Source organism: Pseudoalteromonas sp. UCD-33C, from assembly GCF_001306895.1.
Lineage (GTDB): Bacteria > Pseudomonadota > Gammaproteobacteria > Enterobacterales > Alteromonadaceae > Pseudoalteromonas.
Map to the genome: position 1 here is coordinate 713,880 of NZ_LJTB01000002.1, position 19,113 is coordinate 732,992.

Annotated in this window: 21 protein-coding genes; 3 read left to right on the forward strand and 18 right to left on the reverse strand. The window is 41.8% G+C overall.

The window, feature by feature from the left end; translation table 11 throughout:
• Window positions 1-2: 2 nt before the first annotated feature.
• Complete coding sequence (locus tag AOG26_RS06410) at window positions 3-1,007, reverse strand: response regulator (protein WP_054561731.1); 1,005 nt, start codon at window positions 1,005-1,007, stop codon at window positions 3-5.
• 205 nt (window positions 1,008-1,212) lie between these two features.
• Here AOG26_RS06410 and tpx point away from each other — a divergent pair, with 205 nt between their 5' ends.
• Window positions 1,213-1,794, forward strand: coding sequence for a thiol peroxidase (tpx, locus tag AOG26_RS06415; RefSeq protein ID WP_054561732.1), 582 nt, complete (start codon window positions 1,213-1,215; stop codon window positions 1,792-1,794).
• A 70-nt stretch (window positions 1,795-1,864) separates the two neighbouring features.
• Here the strand turns inward: tpx and adk are convergent, their stop codons facing one another.
• The 10 genes from adk to AOG26_RS06460 form a co-directional block, all read right to left on the reverse strand.
• Window positions 1,865-2,509, reverse strand: coding sequence for an adenylate kinase (gene adk / locus AOG26_RS06420; RefSeq protein WP_036967590.1), 645 nt, complete (start codon window positions 2,507-2,509; stop codon window positions 1,865-1,867).
• Window positions 2,510-2,688: 179 nt separating this feature from the next.
• Entirely contained in the window at window positions 2,689-4,602 is a 1,914-nt protein-coding gene (htpG, locus tag AOG26_RS06425; RefSeq protein ID WP_054561733.1) for a molecular chaperone HtpG, read from the reverse strand.
• 161 nt (window positions 4,603-4,763) lie between these two features.
• Entirely contained in the window at window positions 4,764-5,372 is a 609-nt protein-coding gene (recR, locus tag AOG26_RS06430) for a recombination mediator RecR (protein ID WP_054561734.1), read from the reverse strand.
• A gap of 10 nt (window positions 5,373-5,382) precedes the next feature.
• Complete coding sequence (locus tag AOG26_RS06435) at window positions 5,383-5,709, reverse strand: YbaB/EbfC family nucleoid-associated protein (protein WP_054551547.1); 327 nt, start codon at window positions 5,707-5,709, stop codon at window positions 5,383-5,385.
• A 59-nt stretch (window positions 5,710-5,768) separates the two neighbouring features.
• A complete protein-coding gene (dnaX, locus tag AOG26_RS06440; protein WP_054561735.1) occupies window positions 5,769-8,207 on the reverse strand; it encodes a DNA polymerase III subunit gamma/tau in 2,439 nt (812 codons plus the stop codon).
• A gap of 3 nt (window positions 8,208-8,210) precedes the next feature.
• Window positions 8,211-8,756 (reverse strand): adenine phosphoribosyltransferase, encoded by a 546-nt coding sequence (apt, locus tag AOG26_RS06445; RefSeq protein WP_054551549.1) that lies wholly within the window; start codon window positions 8,754-8,756, stop codon window positions 8,211-8,213.
• 161 nt (window positions 8,757-8,917) lie between these two features.
• A complete protein-coding gene (locus tag AOG26_RS21030) occupies window positions 8,918-9,040 on the reverse strand; it encodes a hypothetical protein (RefSeq protein ID WP_254907726.1) in 123 nt (40 codons plus the stop codon).
• Window positions 9,041-9,125: 85 nt separating this feature from the next.
• Window positions 9,126-9,884, reverse strand: a complete 759-nt coding sequence (locus AOG26_RS06450; RefSeq protein WP_268795215.1) for an HvfC family RiPP maturation protein — start codon at window positions 9,882-9,884, stop codon at window positions 9,126-9,128.
• Window positions 9,877-10,740 (reverse strand): HvfB family MNIO-type RiPP peptide maturase, encoded by an 864-nt coding sequence (locus tag AOG26_RS06455; RefSeq protein ID WP_054561736.1) that lies wholly within the window; start codon window positions 10,738-10,740, stop codon window positions 9,877-9,879. The genes AOG26_RS06450 and AOG26_RS06455 overlap by 8 nt, the downstream gene beginning before the upstream one ends.
• 54 nt (window positions 10,741-10,794) lie before the next feature.
• Entirely contained in the window at window positions 10,795-11,334 is a 540-nt protein-coding gene (locus AOG26_RS06460) for an HvfA family oxazolone/thioamide-modified RiPP metallophore (protein ID WP_054561737.1), read from the reverse strand.
• 173 nt (window positions 11,335-11,507) lie between these two features.
• On the opposite strand from AOG26_RS06460, the gene AOG26_RS06465 reads away from it, so the two are divergent.
• Together AOG26_RS06465 and AOG26_RS06470 are read left to right on the forward strand one after the other, a co-directional pair.
• Entirely contained in the window at window positions 11,508-12,485 is a 978-nt protein-coding gene (locus tag AOG26_RS06465; RefSeq protein WP_054561738.1) for a tRNA-dihydrouridine synthase, read from the forward strand.
• A 51-nt stretch (window positions 12,486-12,536) separates the two neighbouring features.
• Complete coding sequence (locus tag AOG26_RS06470; protein WP_054561739.1) at window positions 12,537-12,872, forward strand: TraR/DksA family transcriptional regulator; 336 nt, start codon at window positions 12,537-12,539, stop codon at window positions 12,870-12,872.
• Window positions 12,873-12,886: 14 nt separating this feature from the next.
• Here AOG26_RS06470 and AOG26_RS06475 read toward each other — a convergent pair whose 3' ends face one another.
• The 7 genes from AOG26_RS06475 to AOG26_RS06505 are packed head-to-tail and all read right to left on the reverse strand — an operon-like array spanning window position 12,887 to window position 18,920.
• Entirely contained in the window at window positions 12,887-13,891 is a 1,005-nt protein-coding gene (locus AOG26_RS06475) for a hypothetical protein (RefSeq protein WP_054561740.1), read from the reverse strand.
• Window positions 13,892-13,947: 56 nt separating this feature from the next.
• Window positions 13,948-15,207 (reverse strand): hypothetical protein, encoded by a 1,260-nt coding sequence (locus AOG26_RS06480; protein WP_054561741.1) that lies wholly within the window; start codon window positions 15,205-15,207, stop codon window positions 13,948-13,950.
• An 11-nt stretch (window positions 15,208-15,218) separates the two neighbouring features.
• On the reverse strand, window positions 15,219-15,836 hold the full coding sequence (locus tag AOG26_RS06485) for an energy transducer TonB (RefSeq protein ID WP_054561742.1): 618 nt from the start codon (window positions 15,834-15,836) through the stop codon (window positions 15,219-15,221).
• Entirely contained in the window at window positions 15,836-16,240 is a 405-nt protein-coding gene (locus tag AOG26_RS06490; protein WP_054551557.1) for an ExbD/TolR family protein, read from the reverse strand. Before AOG26_RS06490 ends, AOG26_RS06485 begins: the two co-directional genes overlap by 1 nt.
• A gap of 14 nt (window positions 16,241-16,254) precedes the next feature.
• Window positions 16,255-16,779, reverse strand: a complete 525-nt coding sequence (locus tag AOG26_RS06495; RefSeq protein WP_054551558.1) for a MotA/TolQ/ExbB proton channel family protein — start codon at window positions 16,777-16,779, stop codon at window positions 16,255-16,257.
• A complete protein-coding gene (locus tag AOG26_RS06500) occupies window positions 16,779-18,143 on the reverse strand; it encodes a MotA/TolQ/ExbB proton channel family protein (protein ID WP_054561743.1) in 1,365 nt (454 codons plus the stop codon). The genes AOG26_RS06495 and AOG26_RS06500 overlap by 1 nt, the downstream gene beginning before the upstream one ends.
• A gap of 6 nt (window positions 18,144-18,149) precedes the next feature.
• A complete protein-coding gene (locus tag AOG26_RS06505; protein WP_054551560.1) occupies window positions 18,150-18,920 on the reverse strand; it encodes a DUF3450 domain-containing protein in 771 nt (256 codons plus the stop codon).
• Window positions 18,921-19,113: the final 193 nt, after the last annotated feature.

Genomic DNA, 19,113 nt, shown 5'->3' on the forward strand with positions numbered 1-19,113 from the left:
GTTTAGTCTTCTAATAAATAAGCTACTTTGTACTTAAGGGTTTTTAATGAGTCCTCGGTGAACAGCAACATCAAATCACAGTTAATATTGTGATTTTCGATGCCATAGCTGATCTCAATCGCCAGCGTTCGTTGCCAGCGAGATTTATTGGCTTTTACTAAATCGGTCACATCACAATGTTGTCCTAGCACCACAGGGTGACCTTGGCTAAAACGCATATCGAGCTGTTTAGAAAGCCCTGATAAAATCGCGCCAATTAGAATATTGCTGACATCCATCAGCAGCTCAAGCTCAACTTTATCGTTAAGCTCGCCTTCGTAATTCATAAGTGACGCAATTTCTTTAAAGCTTGAATCATTTAACAGTAATAAGGCTTCACCAGATACACCACCACCGATAAAACCTTGGCACACACCAGATGTAGTGGCATTCGCATCAATCGAGCGTAAAGCCATATCGAGCTCATTTACCTCTAATACATTTACATTAGGAATAGGAAGCTTTACGAATACATTAAGAAGACGCGCTAATAAGTCCCCTGCTTGCCCCATAGCCACGTTTGTGAGCTCTTGATAGATGTCACGTACATCAGGGTCAACTTGCTCACCTAGCTTATTAGCAAGGCGCTCACGCATGGCTTTATCTTTAATACCATGGTGCTCGATGATATTTGCAAGCTTTTCTGCAGAGCAAGGTTTTTGAATAAAGTCGATAGCGCCTAACTCAAGCACACGTTGGTGAGCGTTAGGTTGTATATCGCCAGAAACAACCACGGTGAGAACATGAAGGTCTTGTTCTTGAATAGCTTGAAGTACTTCGTAGCCATCCATTTCAGGCATGTTTAAATCGAGAAACAGTATTTCAGGCTGAATTTTTTTGATTTGCTCAATACAGTGAACACCGTCTTCAGCAAACTCAACTTTAATATCCCAATCATCGGGTAAAGAGCGTGCTAATTGTCGACGAGCTAACTTTGAATCATCACAAACTAATACCGATGTTGACATACTCTCTCTCTAAATCCGTACTTTTTAACTAGACACAAATTAGCCTAGCAACTTTATTCTTATTTTTATATATAAAAAATAGGGTCACGAACACATGTTAATCAAACTACTGGTTATTTACAATTTTAAATTGCACTAATCCTTGGAGCCACCTCATGAGTATAATACACTGATGTTAAATGCGTTAATTTGAAGGAATCTTATTATGTTACGTCCACTTATATTTGCATTAAGTGCAGTGTGCACGTTTAGTTATGCAGGTGATTTATCAGAAAATAGTTTAGATGCTGGTAAGGTTTCTGCCCAGTCTAAGCCAGTCACTTTACTAGGACAAGGTGTTGAAGTTGGTCAAAAAGCGCCTAATTTTAAAGTAGTAGATGGCAGCTTTACGCCCGTCACATTAGACAACTATCAAGGCCAAGCAGTGCTTTTAAGCGTTGTGCCAAGTTTAGACACTGGCGTATGTAGTATTCAAACCAAACACTTTAATGAAAAAGTAGCTTCAGAATACCCAAGTGTGGCGATGCTGACCTTAAGCGCAGACTTACCGTTTGCACAGAAACGCTTTTGTAAAGCGGAGAATATAGACAAAGTAGTGACTTTATCTGACTCAGTATGGCGCGACTTTGGTAAGAACTACGGTTTGATTATCAAAGATATGGGCTTGTTAACCCGCGCCGTATTTGTGCTCGATAAAGAACATAACATCGTTTACAAGCAGCTTGTCGATAACCTATCAAAAGAGCCTGATTACGACAGTGCTATTGCGGCATTAAAGAAACTGTAATAGCAGAAGACAGTGATACAAACATAAAAAAACCGCCCAACGGCGGTTTTTTATGTCAACAATTAGGCTATTAACCTAAAAGCTCACCAAGTTGTTGGCTAACAGCTTCAACAGCTTGAGTACCGTCTAATTTGTGGTACTGAGTGTTGCCTGCTTTTGCTTCAGCTTGGTAGTAATCAACTAATGGTTTAGTTTGGTCGTGGTAAATACCTAAACGCTTACGTACTGTTTCTTCAGTGTCGTCATCACGAATGATTAGGTCTTCACCTGTGATGTCATCTTTACCATCAACTTTAGGTGGATTATAAACAACGTGATAAACACGACCAGAGCCAGGGTGTACGCGACGGCCGCCCATACGCTCAACGATGATTTCATCAGCAACGTCAAATTCGATAACGTGATCAACTACCACGCCATTCTCTTTCATTGCATCTGCTTGAGGAATAGTACGAGGGAAACCGTCTAGTAAGAAACCTTTTTCACAATCTGGCTTAGCAATGCGCTCTTTAACTAGACCGATAATAATTTCGTCAGATACTAATTGACCTGCATCCATTACTTTTTTAGCTTCAAGACCAAGTGGTGTACCTTCTTTGATTGCTGCACGCAGCATATCGCCCGTAGAAATTTGTGGAATACCGTATTTGTCCATCAAAAACTGAGCTTGAGTACCTTTACCTGCACCCGGCGCGCCCAAAAGAATAATGCGCATATCATTGTCCTCTGTGTGATACTAATCTTAAAAATGGTCGATCAGTGGAGTTTTGTTTTTAGAGCCTGAATTCTTCCACAACTAAGGCTATACCTCAAGTAACTTATACCAATTGCCTATATTAGCGGCAATAAAAAAGGGAGCCTTGCTCCCTTTTCCAACTCATTCAGCTAAAACGCTTATTTGCTTAAATCTAGCATAAGTTTGTTCAAACGAGTTACAAAGCCTGCAGGGTCTTTTAAAGTACCGCGCTCAGCCAGTAATGCTTGATCTAAAAGTACTTGTGACCACTGAGCAAACTTGTCTTCGTCTTGTTCAACATTTAGGTGTTTAACAAGTTGATGCTCTGGGTTAAGCTCAAAAATTGGCTTTTGCTCAGGCACTGTTTGACCAACTGATTCCATTAACTTTTGCATTTGCGAGCTCATATCGTGCTCATCAGCAACAACACATGCAGGCGAGTCAGTTAGACGGTGCGTAAAGCGTACGTCTTTAACGTTATCACCTAGTGCTGTTTTAATACGCTCGACTAGGCCAGCAACTTCTTTTTCTGACTCTTCTTGCGCTTTTTTCGTTTCTTCGTCATCCATGTTGCCTAAATCTAAGTCACCACGGGTAATTGACTGGAATGATTTTTCGTTGAACTCTGTTAAGTAGCTCATCATCCACTCATCAACACGGTCGCTTAGAAGCAATACTTCGATGCCCTTCTTACGGAAGATCTCTAAATGTGGTGAGTTCTTCGCTGCAGCGAATGAATCAGCAACTACATAGTAGATTTTGTCTTGCTCTGGCTTCATACGCTCAATATATTGCTCAAGCGATACATTTTGTGTGCTTTCATCAGTATGTGTAGAAGAGAAACGCAATAGCTTAGCAATAGCTTCTTTGTTAGCCGCATCTTCAGCTGGGCCTTCTTTTAACACCTGACCAAACTCATTCCAGAAAGATTGGTAATCTTCTTCGCGGTTTTTCGCCATACGCTCAAGCATTTTAAGTACACGCGATGTACAACCTTTACGGATTGCTTGCGTTACTTTGTTGTCTTGTAAAATTTCACGTGACACGTTAAGTGGCAAGTCGTTTGAATCAAGTAAACCTTTCACAAAACGTAAATAGCTTGGCATGAACTGCTCAGCGTCATCCATAATGAAAACGCGTTGTACATACAGTTTTAAACCAGATTGACGCTCACGGTTCCATAAATCGAAAGGTGCTTTTTTCGGGATGTATAACAAGCTCGTGTATTCAGTTTTACCTTCAACCTTGTTATGTGCCCAGCTTAGTGGCTCTTCCCAATCATGACCGATGTGCTTATAAAACTCTTTGTACTCTTCGTCTGTTACTTCTGACTTATCACGAGTCCATAGTGCTGTTGCGCGGTTAATACCTTCCCACTCGCCTGGCTGTGCTGGAATTTTCTCGCCGTCAGGACCTTCAGATTCAGGTACTTCTGCTTTATACATCTCAACTGGAATAGAAATATGGTCTGAATATTTAGTTACGATGCTACGTAGACGGAACTCATCAGCAAACTCTGTTTCGTCTTCACGAAGGTGAAGAATGATTTCGGTACCACGTGATGGTTTATCAATCTCTTGTAATGTGTACTCACCTTCACCTGCAGATTGCCATTCAATACCTTGGCTTTCACCTGCTTTACGCGTACGTACTGTTACTTTGTCAGCAACGATAAACGCTGAGTAAAAACCAACACCAAATTGACCAATCAATTGTGAATCTTTGCTTTGGTCACCTGTTAGGTTTTGGAAAAATTCTGCGGTGCCTGATTTTGCAATTGTACCTAGTGAATTGATCACATCTTCACGGCTCATACCAATACCATTATCAGTAATGGTGACCGTGTTTGCTTCTTTATCGGCACTGATACGTACTTTTAGTTCCGCATCGTTTTCGTATAAATCGCCATTAGAAAGCGCAAGGAAACGTAATTTATCTGCCGCATCTGACGCGTTTGATACAAGCTCACGTAGGAAAATCTCTTTATTAGAGTAAAGAGAATGAATCATCAGGTTTAATAGTTGTTTGACTTCTGTTTGAAAGCCTAATGTTTCTTTTTGTGCTGCAGTCATTGTGTAAATCTCCAATTAACAAAGTGTCTAATCTGCACTATGACTCTTTATATGGGGCAGGCTTTTTGAACTTCAAGGCAAAAAATTAAATTTACGGCTAAATTGGGGGGCTATACACAAAAAAGCCTGCTTAAAGCAGGCTTTTGATACCATTTTCGGTATTAGTTTTGGTTTACGGCGCGTCGTCCGCTAAATGCGTGCATCAATGTCATACCATCGAGTAAGTCGAGCTCACCACCAACAGGGACACCGTGAGCAATACGAGATGCACCTACCTGATACTTATGACAAAGCTCAGCAATGTAGTGGGCTGTGGTTTCACCTTCAACACTTGGATTGGTCGCGAGGATCACCTCATTAATGCCGCCTTGTTGCAACTTGCTTTCAAGAATATCAAGGCCAATTTCTTTTGGTCCTATGCCATCAATTGGCGACAAGTGACCCATTAAAACAAAGTAAACACCTTGGTATTGACCAGTTTGCTCAATAGCGAGTACATCGGTTGGTGATTCGACCACACACAATAAACCACTATCTTGGCGTTTAACACTTGAACAAATATCGCATACAGCTTGCTCTGTAAAAGTACGACAAGATTGACAGTGCCCTACTTCATCCATTGCCTTGGTTAATGCATGACCAAGCTGTTTACCACCTTGACGGTCACGCTCAAGCAAATGAAAAGCAATGCGCTGTGCCGACTTAGGACCTATGCCCGGCTGGCATCGTAACGCTTCAATTAGCTGTGTTAAACTAGGAGATAGTTGCATACAAAATCACTTAGAATGGCATTTTCATACCTGGTGGTAATTGCATACCGCCAGTTACTTTGCTCATGCGCTCTTGAGTTTCTTCAGCAACACGACGAACAGCATCATTACACGCTGCCGCTAATAAATCTTCGATCATGTCTTTGTCGTCTTCCATTAGGCTGTCATCTAATTCAACACGACGAACATTGTGGTTACCAAGCATAGTTACTTTAACTAGGCCTGCACCTGCTTCACCTACAACTTCAAGGTTTGCGATTTCTTCTTGGGCTTTTTGCATGCGCTCTTGCATTTGCTGCGCTTGCTTCATCATGTTACCCATTCCACCTTTAAACATAACTGTCTCTCTTTCTAAACTACTTTAATTGGCATGAAGATAAGGGCTATTGTAACTAATTACAATGCCTGAATACTGTTTTCATCGATTATAGCGCTAAATAACTGCTGAAATTGCACTATATTTTCATCGCTATTTATTACATCAATCGCTTGTTGATGACGTCCCGCATCAATTTTTTGTTGAATCAAATACGGTGAATCAATTACGCCATCAGCAAACTCGATACTAAGCTCAACATTATGGCCGTAAATTTCACTTAATGCGGCATTGAGCTTTTGTCTAAGCACTGCGCTATCTAAATGGCGCTGTGATGAATCAACTTCAATGTGTAGCTGATTATTCTGCTTGGTAAAGATTGAATGCAGCGCAAATTGGCGCATGCGACCACCCAGTCCCATGCGTTTAATTAAATACGCCCATTCGTCTTGTTCGTGTGCAAATTTAATACTGCTGATCGGGCTTTCAAAATCATCAGGTATCGGAATGCTGGCTTCTTCAACTACTGGCTCTGGCGCTTTTTGTGGATTGATCTGCTCAAGTAACTCTGGCGCTAAGTTTTCGGTGATTGTTTGATGCTTTTCTCGAAAGTCGACTTTTTTTACTTTACTACTGCTCTCCCCCGTTTGCTGGGGGATGGGCTTTTTTACTTCAGCAGCCATTGCTTGCTGCTGAGACTGAATATTGGTCGTGGCTGTGCTTTGTTGCGCTGGCGGCTCTGCTTTGGGCTTAGCTTCAGGCTGTGGTTCTGCTTTAGCATGAGTTTGCGTTGGTGCACCACTTAAACGCCCGGCACCTGAAATATTGCGGTCTTGTAAAATACGAGCAATGGCCGACTGCGCCTGACTTTGCTGCTGTTGTAATTGTGCAGGTGCAGTTTGCTGTTGCTGAGGCGCAGATGCTTCATTGGCAGTAAAGCCCTGATCATAGGCGCTATTCATCACATCATCGTATTGCGCAGCAAGTGATGGGTCCATTTGCGCATCATGATCGTCCATATAATCTTGCGAAGAATACTCTGGTGATGAGTACTCAGCTGCAGGCACTTGCTCTGAGTGGCTTTGCTCTTGGTGTTGAGGCGCTGGTTGAACTTCAGCGGCCATTGCAGTTTCAACAGATTGCTGAGGCTGTTGACCAACATCAGGCTGCTCTTCTGCTGTTGCTTCAACTTGCTGGGCAGGCTCATGGCTATGTACCGTTTCTGCCTTGGCTGCTTGAATAGGCTCAGCTTGTGTTGGCTGAGGCTCTGAAGGAACAGCAGTTGTCTGTGCAGAGCTATGTGCAACTGGTGCTTGCTCTGAAGCTGCTTGTTCACGTTGCGCCGTAGATTTTTTCAAAATATCGCGCAGTGCACCGGCACCACTTGGCTTAACCTGTTGCTGGGTATTCGTTGGTGTTTGGCTTTGTGCAAATTGCGTAGGTTGGAATGCAAGCAGTCGCAACATGATCATTTCAAAGCCAAGTTTAGCATCGGGTGCCCATTGCAAATCTTTTTTACCATTTAATAGCAATTGGTAGTAAACCTGCATCTGCTGTGCATCAGTGGTTTGTGCCACCTGCTCAATAAAATCTCGGTTAGTATCATCAAGTGCCGCTGCACTAGGCACAAGTTGCACAAGCTGAATAAGATGCGTCAAGGCAATTAAATCGTCGAGCAAAGCTACAAAGTTAGGGTTTCGGCTAACGACCGCTTTTACTTCTTGAAGTAATGCATCGCCATCTTGGCACAATAACGCTGCTAACATGGTTTGGCTATATTGAGTATCCATCAAGCCAAGCATAGTTTGCACAGCCTGATGATTAATATTGCCATTGGTTTGCGCAATTGCTTGGTCTGTAAGACTCAGTGCATCACGCATACTACCATCGGCTGCCTTAGCTAAAATAGACAATGATTTATCATCAAAACTTAGCTGCTCTTGATTAAGAACATGGGCAAGCTGATCATGAATTTCTGATTGCGACAAAGCATTTAAATTAAACTGTAAGCAACGCGATAAAATCGTCACTGGCAGTTTCTGCGGATCGGTTGTCGCTAATAAAAACTTCACATGCTCTGGCGGCTCTTCCAATGTTTTTAGTAATGCATTGAAACTGTGCTTTGACAGCATGTGAACTTCATCGATTAGGTATACCTTGTAACGACCACGTGTTGGTGCGTATTGAACGTTATCAAGGATTTCGCGGGTATCTTCTACTTTGGTACGTGATGCCGCATCGATTTCTAACAAATCGATATAACGGCCTGCTTCAATGTCAGTACAACTTGAACATTGTCCGCATGGCTCAGCAGAGATACCCTTATCGCAGTTGAGACTTTTAGCGAATATACGTGCGATGGTTGTTTTACCCACCCCACGGGTTCCAGTAAAGAGATAAGCATGATGGAGTCTATTTTGTGTTAATGCATTAACCAATGCCTGTTTAACATGAGACTGCCCCACTAACTCGTGAAAGGTTTGTGGTCGCCATTTCCTTGCTAGAACCTGATAACTCATTAATTATTCGCCTTCGAATTCAACCAACTTTAAGATTTTGATGCCCATATCAGCAACTCGTTGCTCACCACCCAGCTCAGGTAAAGAAACAACAAATGCGGCATCAGTTGCGTTACCGCCTAGTTTAGCAACTAATTTTGCAGTTGCTTCGATTGTGCCACCTGTCGCTAGTAAGTCATCTACCAGTAACACTTTATCGCCAGGGACAATTGCGTCTGTATGAAGCTCAAGAATATCTTCACCATACTCTAATTGGTAACTTTGTGAAATCACTTCGCGAGGAAGTTTGCCTGGTTTACGAACTGGAATGAATGGAATACCTAGTGCATAAGAAAGTGGTGCACCAAAGATAAAGCCACGAGATTCAGTACCGATGATTTTTGTAAAACCTTGGTCTTTATATGCTGCAATAAAGCTGTCGATAGTTGCTTTAAATGCGTCAGCATTAGCCATTAAAGTTGTTACGTCGCGGAACATAATGCCCGGCTTTGGGTAATCAGCGATCGTTGCAATGCTCTGTTTGATGAGCGTTGAAGTTGCTTGAGTCATAATTATACTGCTCAAAAAGTTTATCTAACAAAGCTCGAGAGTATAACATCACCTTAGGGGAAAGTCGGTAGCAAGTTTCGAAATTAATCACTTAACAAGAAATATCAACTATAAAAAAGGCTGCATTATGCAGCCTATTGTCTTAAATTTGCTTACGCAGATTAAGATAAAGAAGTGATCCAACCAAGAATAGCGTTTAGACAGCCAATGCCACCGAATACAGCTAAAAACGCAATGAAATAAGTTGCATTGAACGGATCTTTAAAGTCTTTATCATTCGACATAGTTACTACCTTTATTTAAGCACGACAAAATAAGGCGCACATAATAGTCGAACTGCCCTCATCAATAAAGAGCTTTAGCCGATTTTTAAACCAAGGTATTAGTCACCACAATGCCGCGCTCTGCCATGGCACTTAAGGTATTGAGCGCTCCCTGATACAGCTGCTCCTGGCTAAATTGAGGCGCATGCTCTGCAACTGCTTGGCATACATCATTTAAATCTGCACCCGGCTGAGATTCTATGATATTAAGAAGTAATGCGGTCATCGCATTTGTCGATAAAAATTGTACTTCGTCATCGCTATCACGATAAACCACAAAGTAACTTGGTTGTGCTGCCGGTTCACTTGGTTGATTATCTGTACTGATGGTATGAACAGGAAAACTGTAACTCAAGTTACGCGCAAGTGAACTTAAGAATAATGCAGAGCTTGTCACTTGATGAGCCGATAAGCTCACTTCTTCTGCCACCTCTTGAGCAACCGATACATCAAGCTCAACCCATTCATAGTGCGCTAGCTCTAACATAAACGCGGGATCATCGCTTTGCACTTCATAGTCATTAGCAAGGAAGGCCAAAAACTCCCCTGCAATATCTAAAAAATAAGGTGATTTACAATCATGCTGGCTAAAAAACTGTCTAACGAGGCCATGCCAAGCTTGCTCTGAATATAAACTTTTTAGTACTGGATACGCAGAGCTAACAAAGCCATCCACATTGTTAAAAAATAAGTCGCGATAAATCGCCATACGGCGCTCTTCAACATCACTAGGCTTAGCATGTTGCTGAGGGTCGCGGATATGCGCCATAAACGCTTGCTGCACTTGGGTAAAATGATTAGGCACTGTGTTTCACCCTTGCTTGGTTTTGTTTGTTGGCTGTTTGCTGTAGTGCTTCAATGGTTTTCAGTTCAGCTAATAACTCACTCATCGGCGGAATATTAAAATCTCGTTCTAACAAGGTGGGAAATACCCCATGAACTTCATAAGCTTTTTCAAGTAATTGCCAAACAGGATCGATAACTGGCGCACCATGGGTATCAACCAGTAAATCTTCTGCCTCAGTGTAGTGGCCCGCAACATGCCCATAGGCAATACGTTTTGTGGGTAACGCCGCTAAGAATTGCTCTGCGTCATAACCATGATTAATCGAATTAACATAAATGTTATTCACGTCGAGCAGTAGTTTACAATCCGCTTCTTCTAACACCGCATTAGTGAACTCAAGTTCAGTCATTTGTTGGCCGGGCGCGCCATAGTAAGAGACATTTTCGATGGCAATTGGCTGCTCTAGAATATCTTGTACTTGCCTAATACGAGAGGCCACATGTTTAATTGCATCTTCAGTAAACGGAATGGGCATTAAATCGTACATATGCCCTTCGCCCGAGCAGTAGCTTAAATGTTCGCTGAATAAACGAATATTATGCTCTTTAAAGAAAGTTTTAAGCGATTGCACAAAGTCAATATCAAGCGCTGCAGGTGAGCCAATTGATAACGATAAACCATGGCATACAAAGGCATGTTGTTCGGTAAGCTGTTTAAATTGTTTTCCAAAACGCCCGCCTAGCTTGAGCCAATTTTCTGGTGCAACTTCTAAAAACTCAATGGGTTTTGGAACATCAATGAGCATTTCATCAAGCATTTCTCGGCGCAAACCTAAACCAACCTGCCCAAAATCAGCTACTGATTCTTTTAACATACTACCTCCTACTAAAAAGGGCCTTTACGGCCCTTTTAAAAGCTAAATAAGCGTTTAGTGGTTAGAACCACATTTTCCTTCACCACACTTACCTTCTTTAGCTTTCTTTTTGTCTGCGCCACATTTACCTTCGCCGCACTTTCCTTCTTTAGCTGCTTTTTTGTCCGCGCCACATTTACCTTCGCCGCACTTTCCTTCTTTAGCTGCTTTTTTGTCCGCGCCGCATTTACCTTCGCCGCACTTGCCTTCTTTAGCTGCTTTTTTGTCTGCGCCACATTTACCTTCGCCGCACTTGCCTTCTTTAGCTGCTTTTTTGTCTGCGCCACATTTACCTTCGCCGCACTTGCCTTCTTTAGCTGCTTTTTTGTCTGCGCCGCATTTACCTTCGCCACATTTGCCTTCTTTTTCGGCTTTTTTATCGCCGCCGCATTTACCTTCACCACATTTACCTTCTGCGGCATCTAGTTGATAGCCTGCTTGCATTTGCTGAAATTCAAATGGGTTTGCACTGGCATCAGTGGCTGCAAAACTTGACGCACCTACTACAACCGCACCTAATGTTAATGCAATTGAATTTTTCTTAACTGTGTTCATTCGATGACTCTCTTTTTTATAAAGGGTTATTAAACAAGACCCGAGAACTAAAAATTACTTTCAAAATTTTTATAATTATTTTCTGAAAGTGCCAAGAATGCAAATTACGATTTATAAAACAATCCAGAACAGCTAGAATACGCGTCCTAATTTTTGATGAGTTAACAGGTATCATGCGACTAGTTTTAGCACCGATGGAAGGCGTTGTGGATTTTAAAATGCGACAACTCCTAACTGATTTAGGTGGATTTGATTTATGCGTAACAGAGTTTGTTCGTGTCGTTGAAGACACACTGCCCGAACGCGTGTTTCATCGCTATTGTCCTGAGCTAAAAACAGGTGGCTATACCCGTGCAGGTACGCCAGTGCGTATTCAGTTGCTAGGTCAAGTTGCCGATGCTTTGGCAGCAAATGCCGTCAAAGCAATACGCCTAGGCTCGCATGGTATCGACTTAAATTTTGGTTGCCCAGCTAAAACAGTGAACAAAAGTAAAGGTGGTGCGGTACTGTTAAAAGATCCTGAACACATGTACGAAATTATTAAAACCGTACGTGATGCTGTTGACCCTTGCCATGAAGTTAGTGCAAAAATTAGGCTTGGTTTTGATGATGATAGTAATAGCCAAGAAATTGTTGATGCTGTTGTTAGCGCTGGTGCTTCAAGTCTTGCTATTCATGCCAGAACTAAAAGAGATGGTTACAACCCACCGGCATATTGGGAAAAAATCCCGCCGTTGATCAAAGATAAAAATATTTCGGTCGTTGCTAACGGCGAAATTTGGCAAGTTGAAGATGCCATGCTTTGTCAAAAGCGCAGTCATTGCCAAGATTTAATGCTTGGTCGTGGTGCATTAGCGATGCCTGATTTAGCAAAACAAATAAAATCTCATGCAGAAAACGAGCATTACACTCCGATGTTATGGGAGCATGTGATATACCACATTATTCATTCATCTATGCATCAAGACGAGAGCAAATGTGAAAAGTATTTTGCTTCTCGTACTAAGCAGTGGCTCGGCTATTTAAAACGCCAATACCCACAAGCTAACGCACTTTTTGATGAGATCCGCCGTCTAAAAGCCAAAGATGAAGTTGCAGATGTACTAAGAAAGTACGCGAAAGCGCCGAGTATTGATACAAATCATAATTAGCAAATCGATTTTGTTTGATAATACCAGTATTGCCCACTTGGAAGAAAAGCGATGAACAATACTGAAATTCAAACAAAGTTATCTGCGGAACTTGCGCAGGTTAGACAACGTTTACTCGATATGCTGGCTAATTCTGATCAAGCCTATCATCAGCAACTGCTATCGCAACTCAAGGATAATCCCCCTTCAGACTGGTTAGAGCTGACAGCAAATAATCTCGGTTCTGAGTATCAAATATTGATTGCTCGAATAGAAAAGTTAGAAGCAGCACTATGCCAAATCGATATTGGGCAGTATGGCTATTGCTGTGATTGTGAAGAAAAAATTGATGACGAACGTTTACTTGCAGATCCTGCAAGCCAACGCTGTCGACGTTGCGCTCCATAGAGCGCAGCGCTGTACTAATTTATAAAAATAAAGCTCATCGCAGGATAAAGCACGATATCCTCAATTAACCAATCAGCTTGCTGCTGATCTACACCTAAACGCTTCATCAAGTTGACACGTGCTTGCTGTTCACTCCACGTGTGATAATGAATACCTAAGTCAGTTTCCATCATAACTTGCCAGAAGTATTGCTCCCCTTGTGTTAATTTACGCTTACTTTTGAGCGGGTCGAGATAATCAAGCTGCCAATCAAGGCCTGTGTGCTGATGATTTTCTACAAAATAATTCATTACTAATGGTTTAGCGTGAGAGTCTGATACAGGTAGTACAAAATCTGCACTCTGCGATTGCTTTAACGAAGCCTGTATCTCACTTAACCAATTTAAAGGTGGCTTAGTTTCACCACTAAAGTAATTAAGTTTACTTTGATACCAATCTTTACCGTTTGCCAAACCAACTAAACCAAGTTTTGTACGCGGTTTATACTGAGTTAAATATTGATTAAGTTTGTTTAGTGCTGCTTGTACACTGTCATCGCTATTATCAAGGTGCGATTTGACCATATTATGTAAAAGCGTTAATTCGATTTTATTTAATTTCAGATTGCTTTGCTCAGCTGCAATTAACTGCGTTTCAACTAACTCTAGCCAGTTAGCTAGTGCATTTACTGAGTAGTCATCTAATGAACGAGCTTGGCTAATAACATCACGTTGTACAGGCCATACAAAGTAACGCTCAGGATAACGCTCAGCAATAATTAAATAATTTAATTGCGCCTGTTGTGACACATCTAACTTAATCGCTTTTAGTCCTTGATAAGCTTGATGACGCGCTTGCAAATAACTTTCTGAGAAAGGCCAGCTAGCAGCTTCACTTTGCTGTTCTTGAGTCGATAATAAATTATTAATAGTTTGCAGCGCTTGCTGCCCTTCACGAAATGTTTTGAAACCTGATGTTTGCTCAGAGCAAGCTATCAGCATCACACTTGCGACAACTAATAATACGATCTGTCTTAGCATTTTAAAATTCCATAAAAAAAGCCCCAGAGGGGCTTTTTAATTTAAAACAACATCAATTAGATTTTTACACCGTTACGAGCGGCTTTATCTTTGATGAAGGTTGACCAGCTCTTCGCGAAACGACGCGTGCGCGGATCATCCATTGCTTTAGTGATAGCGTTGTAAGCTTGCTTGTACTTCTCTTGGTAGTAGTAAGCTTCAGCTAAATCAGAGTAGATAGTTCCTTTTTTGTCAGAACCTAACTCTAATGCCTTGTTCAAACGAACAACGGCTGCACTATAGTTTTGCGATTGTAAAAGTAATGAACCCGCTTTGCGATAAAGCTCTGCATCGTCATCAAATTTAGCCGCTTCTTCATAGTATTTAGCTGCTTTTTCAATATCTTTAGAACGGTGGTAGTTAGATGCCACTGCACTGATATTTTGCTTGTTACGCTTAACTTTTTCTTCGTTGATTGCCTTTTCAAGCACGACTGCTGCTTTGTAAGGAATATCATTTAACGAATAGAAGTTAGAAAGTACTTTGTATTCAACTTCGTTTTCAAAATAGCCATTTTTGTAGGCAACTTCCATGGTCGCTAGACCTTTCTTGAAGTCTTCGGTTTGTAGGTAGTATTTACCTAAACCAACCCAGGCTTTTTTGTCTTCAGGCCAAACACGAACAATCTCTTCAGCTACTTCTACCATGTTTTTGTACTGTTTAAGTTCAAAATAGGCAGCTAGCTTTAATTGGTAAGAAGCTTTAGCAGGTTCTTTTGCCAATTCGATTGCTTTGTCTGCAGCAGGAAGTACGTCTTTGTAAAGCTTTAACTCGTAGTTTGCTTGCGCAATACGTGTATAAACTTTGTCGTCTTCCTCACCTGTGAAGTCCATCCAAGCTGCATAAGCTTCTTTTGCTTTTGCATATTGCTCAGTACCCGCGTACATATCACCTAGAAGTTTTAGGCCTTGCTCTTGGTCAGCAAAGTTTAAAACGTCAGGCTTAACTGCCGCTGAGATGTGCTTAATAGCCAATTGGTACTGCTCTTTTTGAGCGTACATTTGACCTAAGTAACGATCAACTGTTGCCTTATCGAAATCATCTGAAGGATCAATTTCTTTAAGTAGTGCAATCGCTTCATCAAGCTTATCTTCATTGTACAAGTCAAACGCTTTAATAACTTTCTTACCAACGCGCTCGCCCATAACTTTAGTTTTTGCTTTTTTACGCGCTTCAATTTTCGCGTAATCTGGCGCCGCTAAAGCAGGTGCAGTGAAAGCTACACCTGATAGAGACATAAGAAGCGCAAGTGCAGTTACTTTAGATAAATTTCTCATTACTCGCCTCCTTAGTTGCCTTGGTTAAGTTTAAAGTCTAATTGTACTTGAAGACCAAATTGCTTCTGTGGTTTACCATCGATGATTTTCGGACGGTATTTCCACTTACGTAGCGCACGTTTAGCTTCGCGGTCGAAGATACGTTTAGGATCTGCGTCGATCACTTGAACATCTTCTACACCACCCACTTCATTGATAGTGAATGAAAGTTGTACCCAACCTTCTTTACCATCACGCGCTGCTTGCGTAGGGTATTTTGGTTCAATACGAACGATAGGTGTCGCGTCACCATCACGTCCAAATGCACCTGGACCACTTAGGCCACCAGCTGTGCTACCCACATCGATGCTTGGCATATTAAATGACAAACCACCAGTGTTCGGGTTGCTGTTTTCCGGCTGAGGCGGCTGCGGCTTAGGCGGCTGCTTTGGCGGTGGCGGAGGCGGAGGCGGAACACGCTTCCTCTCCTGCACCTTAGATTCAGGCGGATTCGTCATAATTTCGACTACAATCTGTTCTTTTTGTTCAGTCGCACGATCAGCTCCACCGGAGATGAGGTACGCCATGAAGTAGAACAAGCCGAAAGTAACTGCCCCACCTGCAATCAGTGAAAACAGAAAACGAATCATTACTGATCTCCAGCTATTGAAATTTTAAGGTTATCACCCGTCGCTTTGATCTGGTCCATAACTTTAACTACTACGCCGTGTTTTGCTTCTTTATCAGCTTGCAAAATTACAACTTCAGTAGGTTGTTCTGCTAATAAACTTTCAAGCTTAGCTGATACACGCTCAACGTCTACTTGTTGTTTATCAATCCAGATCGCACCGTCAGCGCGGATAGCAACAAAAATGTTTGCATTTTTTTGCTTCGTAGCTGCAGCTGCTTTAGGTTTATTGACTTCGATACCAGCCTCTTTAACGAACGATGTAGTTACGATAAAGAAAATAAGCATGATAAATACGATGTCAAGCATTGGCGTCATGTCAACCGCTGCTTCTTCTTCTTCACGAAAACGTTGTTTACGTGCCATATTTAATTCTCTCTCTAGTGATGAGGCATGCTATCTACAAGTTTAGCTTTCGCCATTCTCGCTCTCGCTTCTAGACGTGAGCTAAAGAATACTCCAGATAGTGCCGCAACCATTCCAGCCATTGTTGGGATTGTTGCCATTGAAATACCTGATGCCATTAAACGTGCGTTACCAGTACCTTGAGTAGCCATGGTTTCGAAAACCGCGATCATACCCGTTACAGTACCTAATAAGCCGATTAAAGGACAAACAGCTACTAATGTCTTAATCAACAACATACGCTGATCTAATTTTTCAGACGCTTCAGAAATCCATGCTTCACGGATTCTGTGTGCGTACCAAGACGTAGTGTCTTGGCGGGCATCCCACTGAGCTACAATGTTCTTCGTCATACGAGGAAACTCAGCTAGTAGGAACCAATAGCGCTCAATCATTAAAACCCACATAAGAAAGAGTGCTATCGCGACCACGTATAATACCTGGCCGCCTGTGCCAACAAAATCCCTGATAGATTCCCAGATCTCCATCAGGACTAGCATTAGGCTTTCTCCTTCTCCGCGTGAGCAGCGATGATACCAGCGCTTTGCTCATCAAGGACATGTAGAACCGACTTACTACGACCCGCAACAATTGAGTGAAGTAGGATAAGTGGTAGAGCTGCAATTAGACCTAACGCTGTAGTAACAAGTGCTAGAGAGATATTACCAGCCATGATCTTCGGATCACCTGTACCGAACAATGTGATTGTTTGGAACGTAAGGATCATACCGATTACCGTACCTAGTAGACCTAGTAATGGAGCGATTGCTGCCAAGATCTTGATGATGTTGATACCAGCTTCGATGCGAGGCGTTTCACGTAGGATTGCTTCGTCAAGTTTAAGCTCAAGGTTTTCAACGTCTTGATTCTTGTTGTCAGCGTATACCTTAAGAATACGACCCAGTGGGTTGTTTGTATTCGGAGTAGAAAGGTTTTTAAGCTGGCTCTTAATCTTAGTGCTAGTAAGCGCAAGATCAATGAAACGAACGATGAAGATAAGTAGACCAACAATTAATAGTAATGTGATGATGTAACCTACTTCAGCACCTTGCTCGTAGTATTCCATTAGTGATTTCTTCTGCGTGTTGATACGTAAGATCGCGCCACGAGTTGGGTCGATGTATACGCCAGCATAGTTATCTGCAGAAGTACCTTCTAAATCGCTGATACCAGCTAGGATGTAGCTATCAGGTTGCTTACCTAGAGGTTGAATCGCTTTAGTTTCTGGAGAGTAGATTAAATAACCGTCGTCAGTTACTAAGTTGAAGTTACCGATACGAGTTACTTTCTTCACAGAAGATGAACCGTCAAGACCTGCAACTTCAGTTTCGAAAGTTGAAACTTTAGCTGACTCAGTCATTTCAGTTTGAAGAGAAATCCAAAGCTCTTCTAGTTCACGAACAGTTGGAAGTTCTTTCGCAGCAGCTAGTGAGCGAAGTACTTCAGCACGTCCTGGTTTTTCAGCAGAAACAAGTGATGCTTCGATTGAACCGATTGCATCAGCAGCTGCACGACGTACAACACCGAACATCTCACCTAATGTACCTTGAGCGTTTAAAAGAGCTTGCTCTTTTTCAGCTAAAGTATTTTCGTTTTGAGCATATTCTTTAGCTAAACGGTCACCACGTGCTTTTTCAGCAGCTAGGTCGCTTTTAGCTTTGTTAAGTAACGCTTGCTTGTCAGCACGAGCTGAAAGGAACTCTTGTTCACGTTGCTTATTTAATTTGCCTTCAGAGATACGTTCTTGCTTAACTTGCTCAAGAATTTTGTCTAAAGCATCAGTGTTTGCGTGTGCATTAAGCGCGGTACCTGCAGAAACAGATAGTACTGCTGCAACAGCAAAACCTTTAAATAGTTTCTTCATTATTGATTACTCCGCGCCAAAAATTGGTAGTTTAACAAGTTCTAATGTCGCTTGTTTACGCGCCATACGGATAACTTCTTTAACAGGTTTTAGGTATTCTTCACCTAATTCTTTCCACTGTTTAGTGTTGTTATCCCACACCCACGCGTGCTTAAGGTCAAAAGACTGAGCTACGTAAGTGATACGACCTAAACGACCGAAGTCAACGTTGATGCTCTTACCATCAATCTCAAGAGTACCTTGAGAAGCAGTTACAGCTGAGCTGTATGCAGTTTCAACAGTGTAAGCTTCAAGAACTTGGCGGAATTTTTCAGATGTAGTAACTGATGCTGACGCCATGATGTCACGAAGTCTTTCAACACGTGCAAGACGGTTTTCAAGATTGAACGGAACGTCCGCTTTGATGAATTGCTCAAGCGTATCGATCATGCGATACATCAAAGGCACAACGTTTTGTTTCGTGTTATCGATAGTTGCGATTTGACGGTCAAACGATTCGATTGAAGCGTTTTGGTCAGCGACCAAACGTGCTACGTGATCGTTGTAAACCTTCATTAGCTCAGTTTCGTCAACAACGCTACGGTACTCAGCGATTAGCTCTTGAGTTTGACCATATACATTGTCAATTTTAGTTTGAGACTTAACAGCAGCCTTTTGAATTTGTTGACCTGCATCTTGCACATCTTTCAAAGGATCTGCAATCACATTGCTGCTTGCAAATGCAAAAGCGCCAACCAACGCTGATGCTACAAGACTCTTTCTGATTTTAACAGACATAGTTCCCAACCAATTAAGTAATGTTACTTTTATAATTTAATTATCCTCCGAAGAGGACAACCCTGATATCTTTTAATAGATATCAACTCTCCAATAATGCTAAATGCTTCAGAGTCTGTCAACTTGATGTTCGGCTTTCATCGGAAAAATTTGGTGACTCGTCGTTGAGATGAAAATAACCAAAACAATGAAT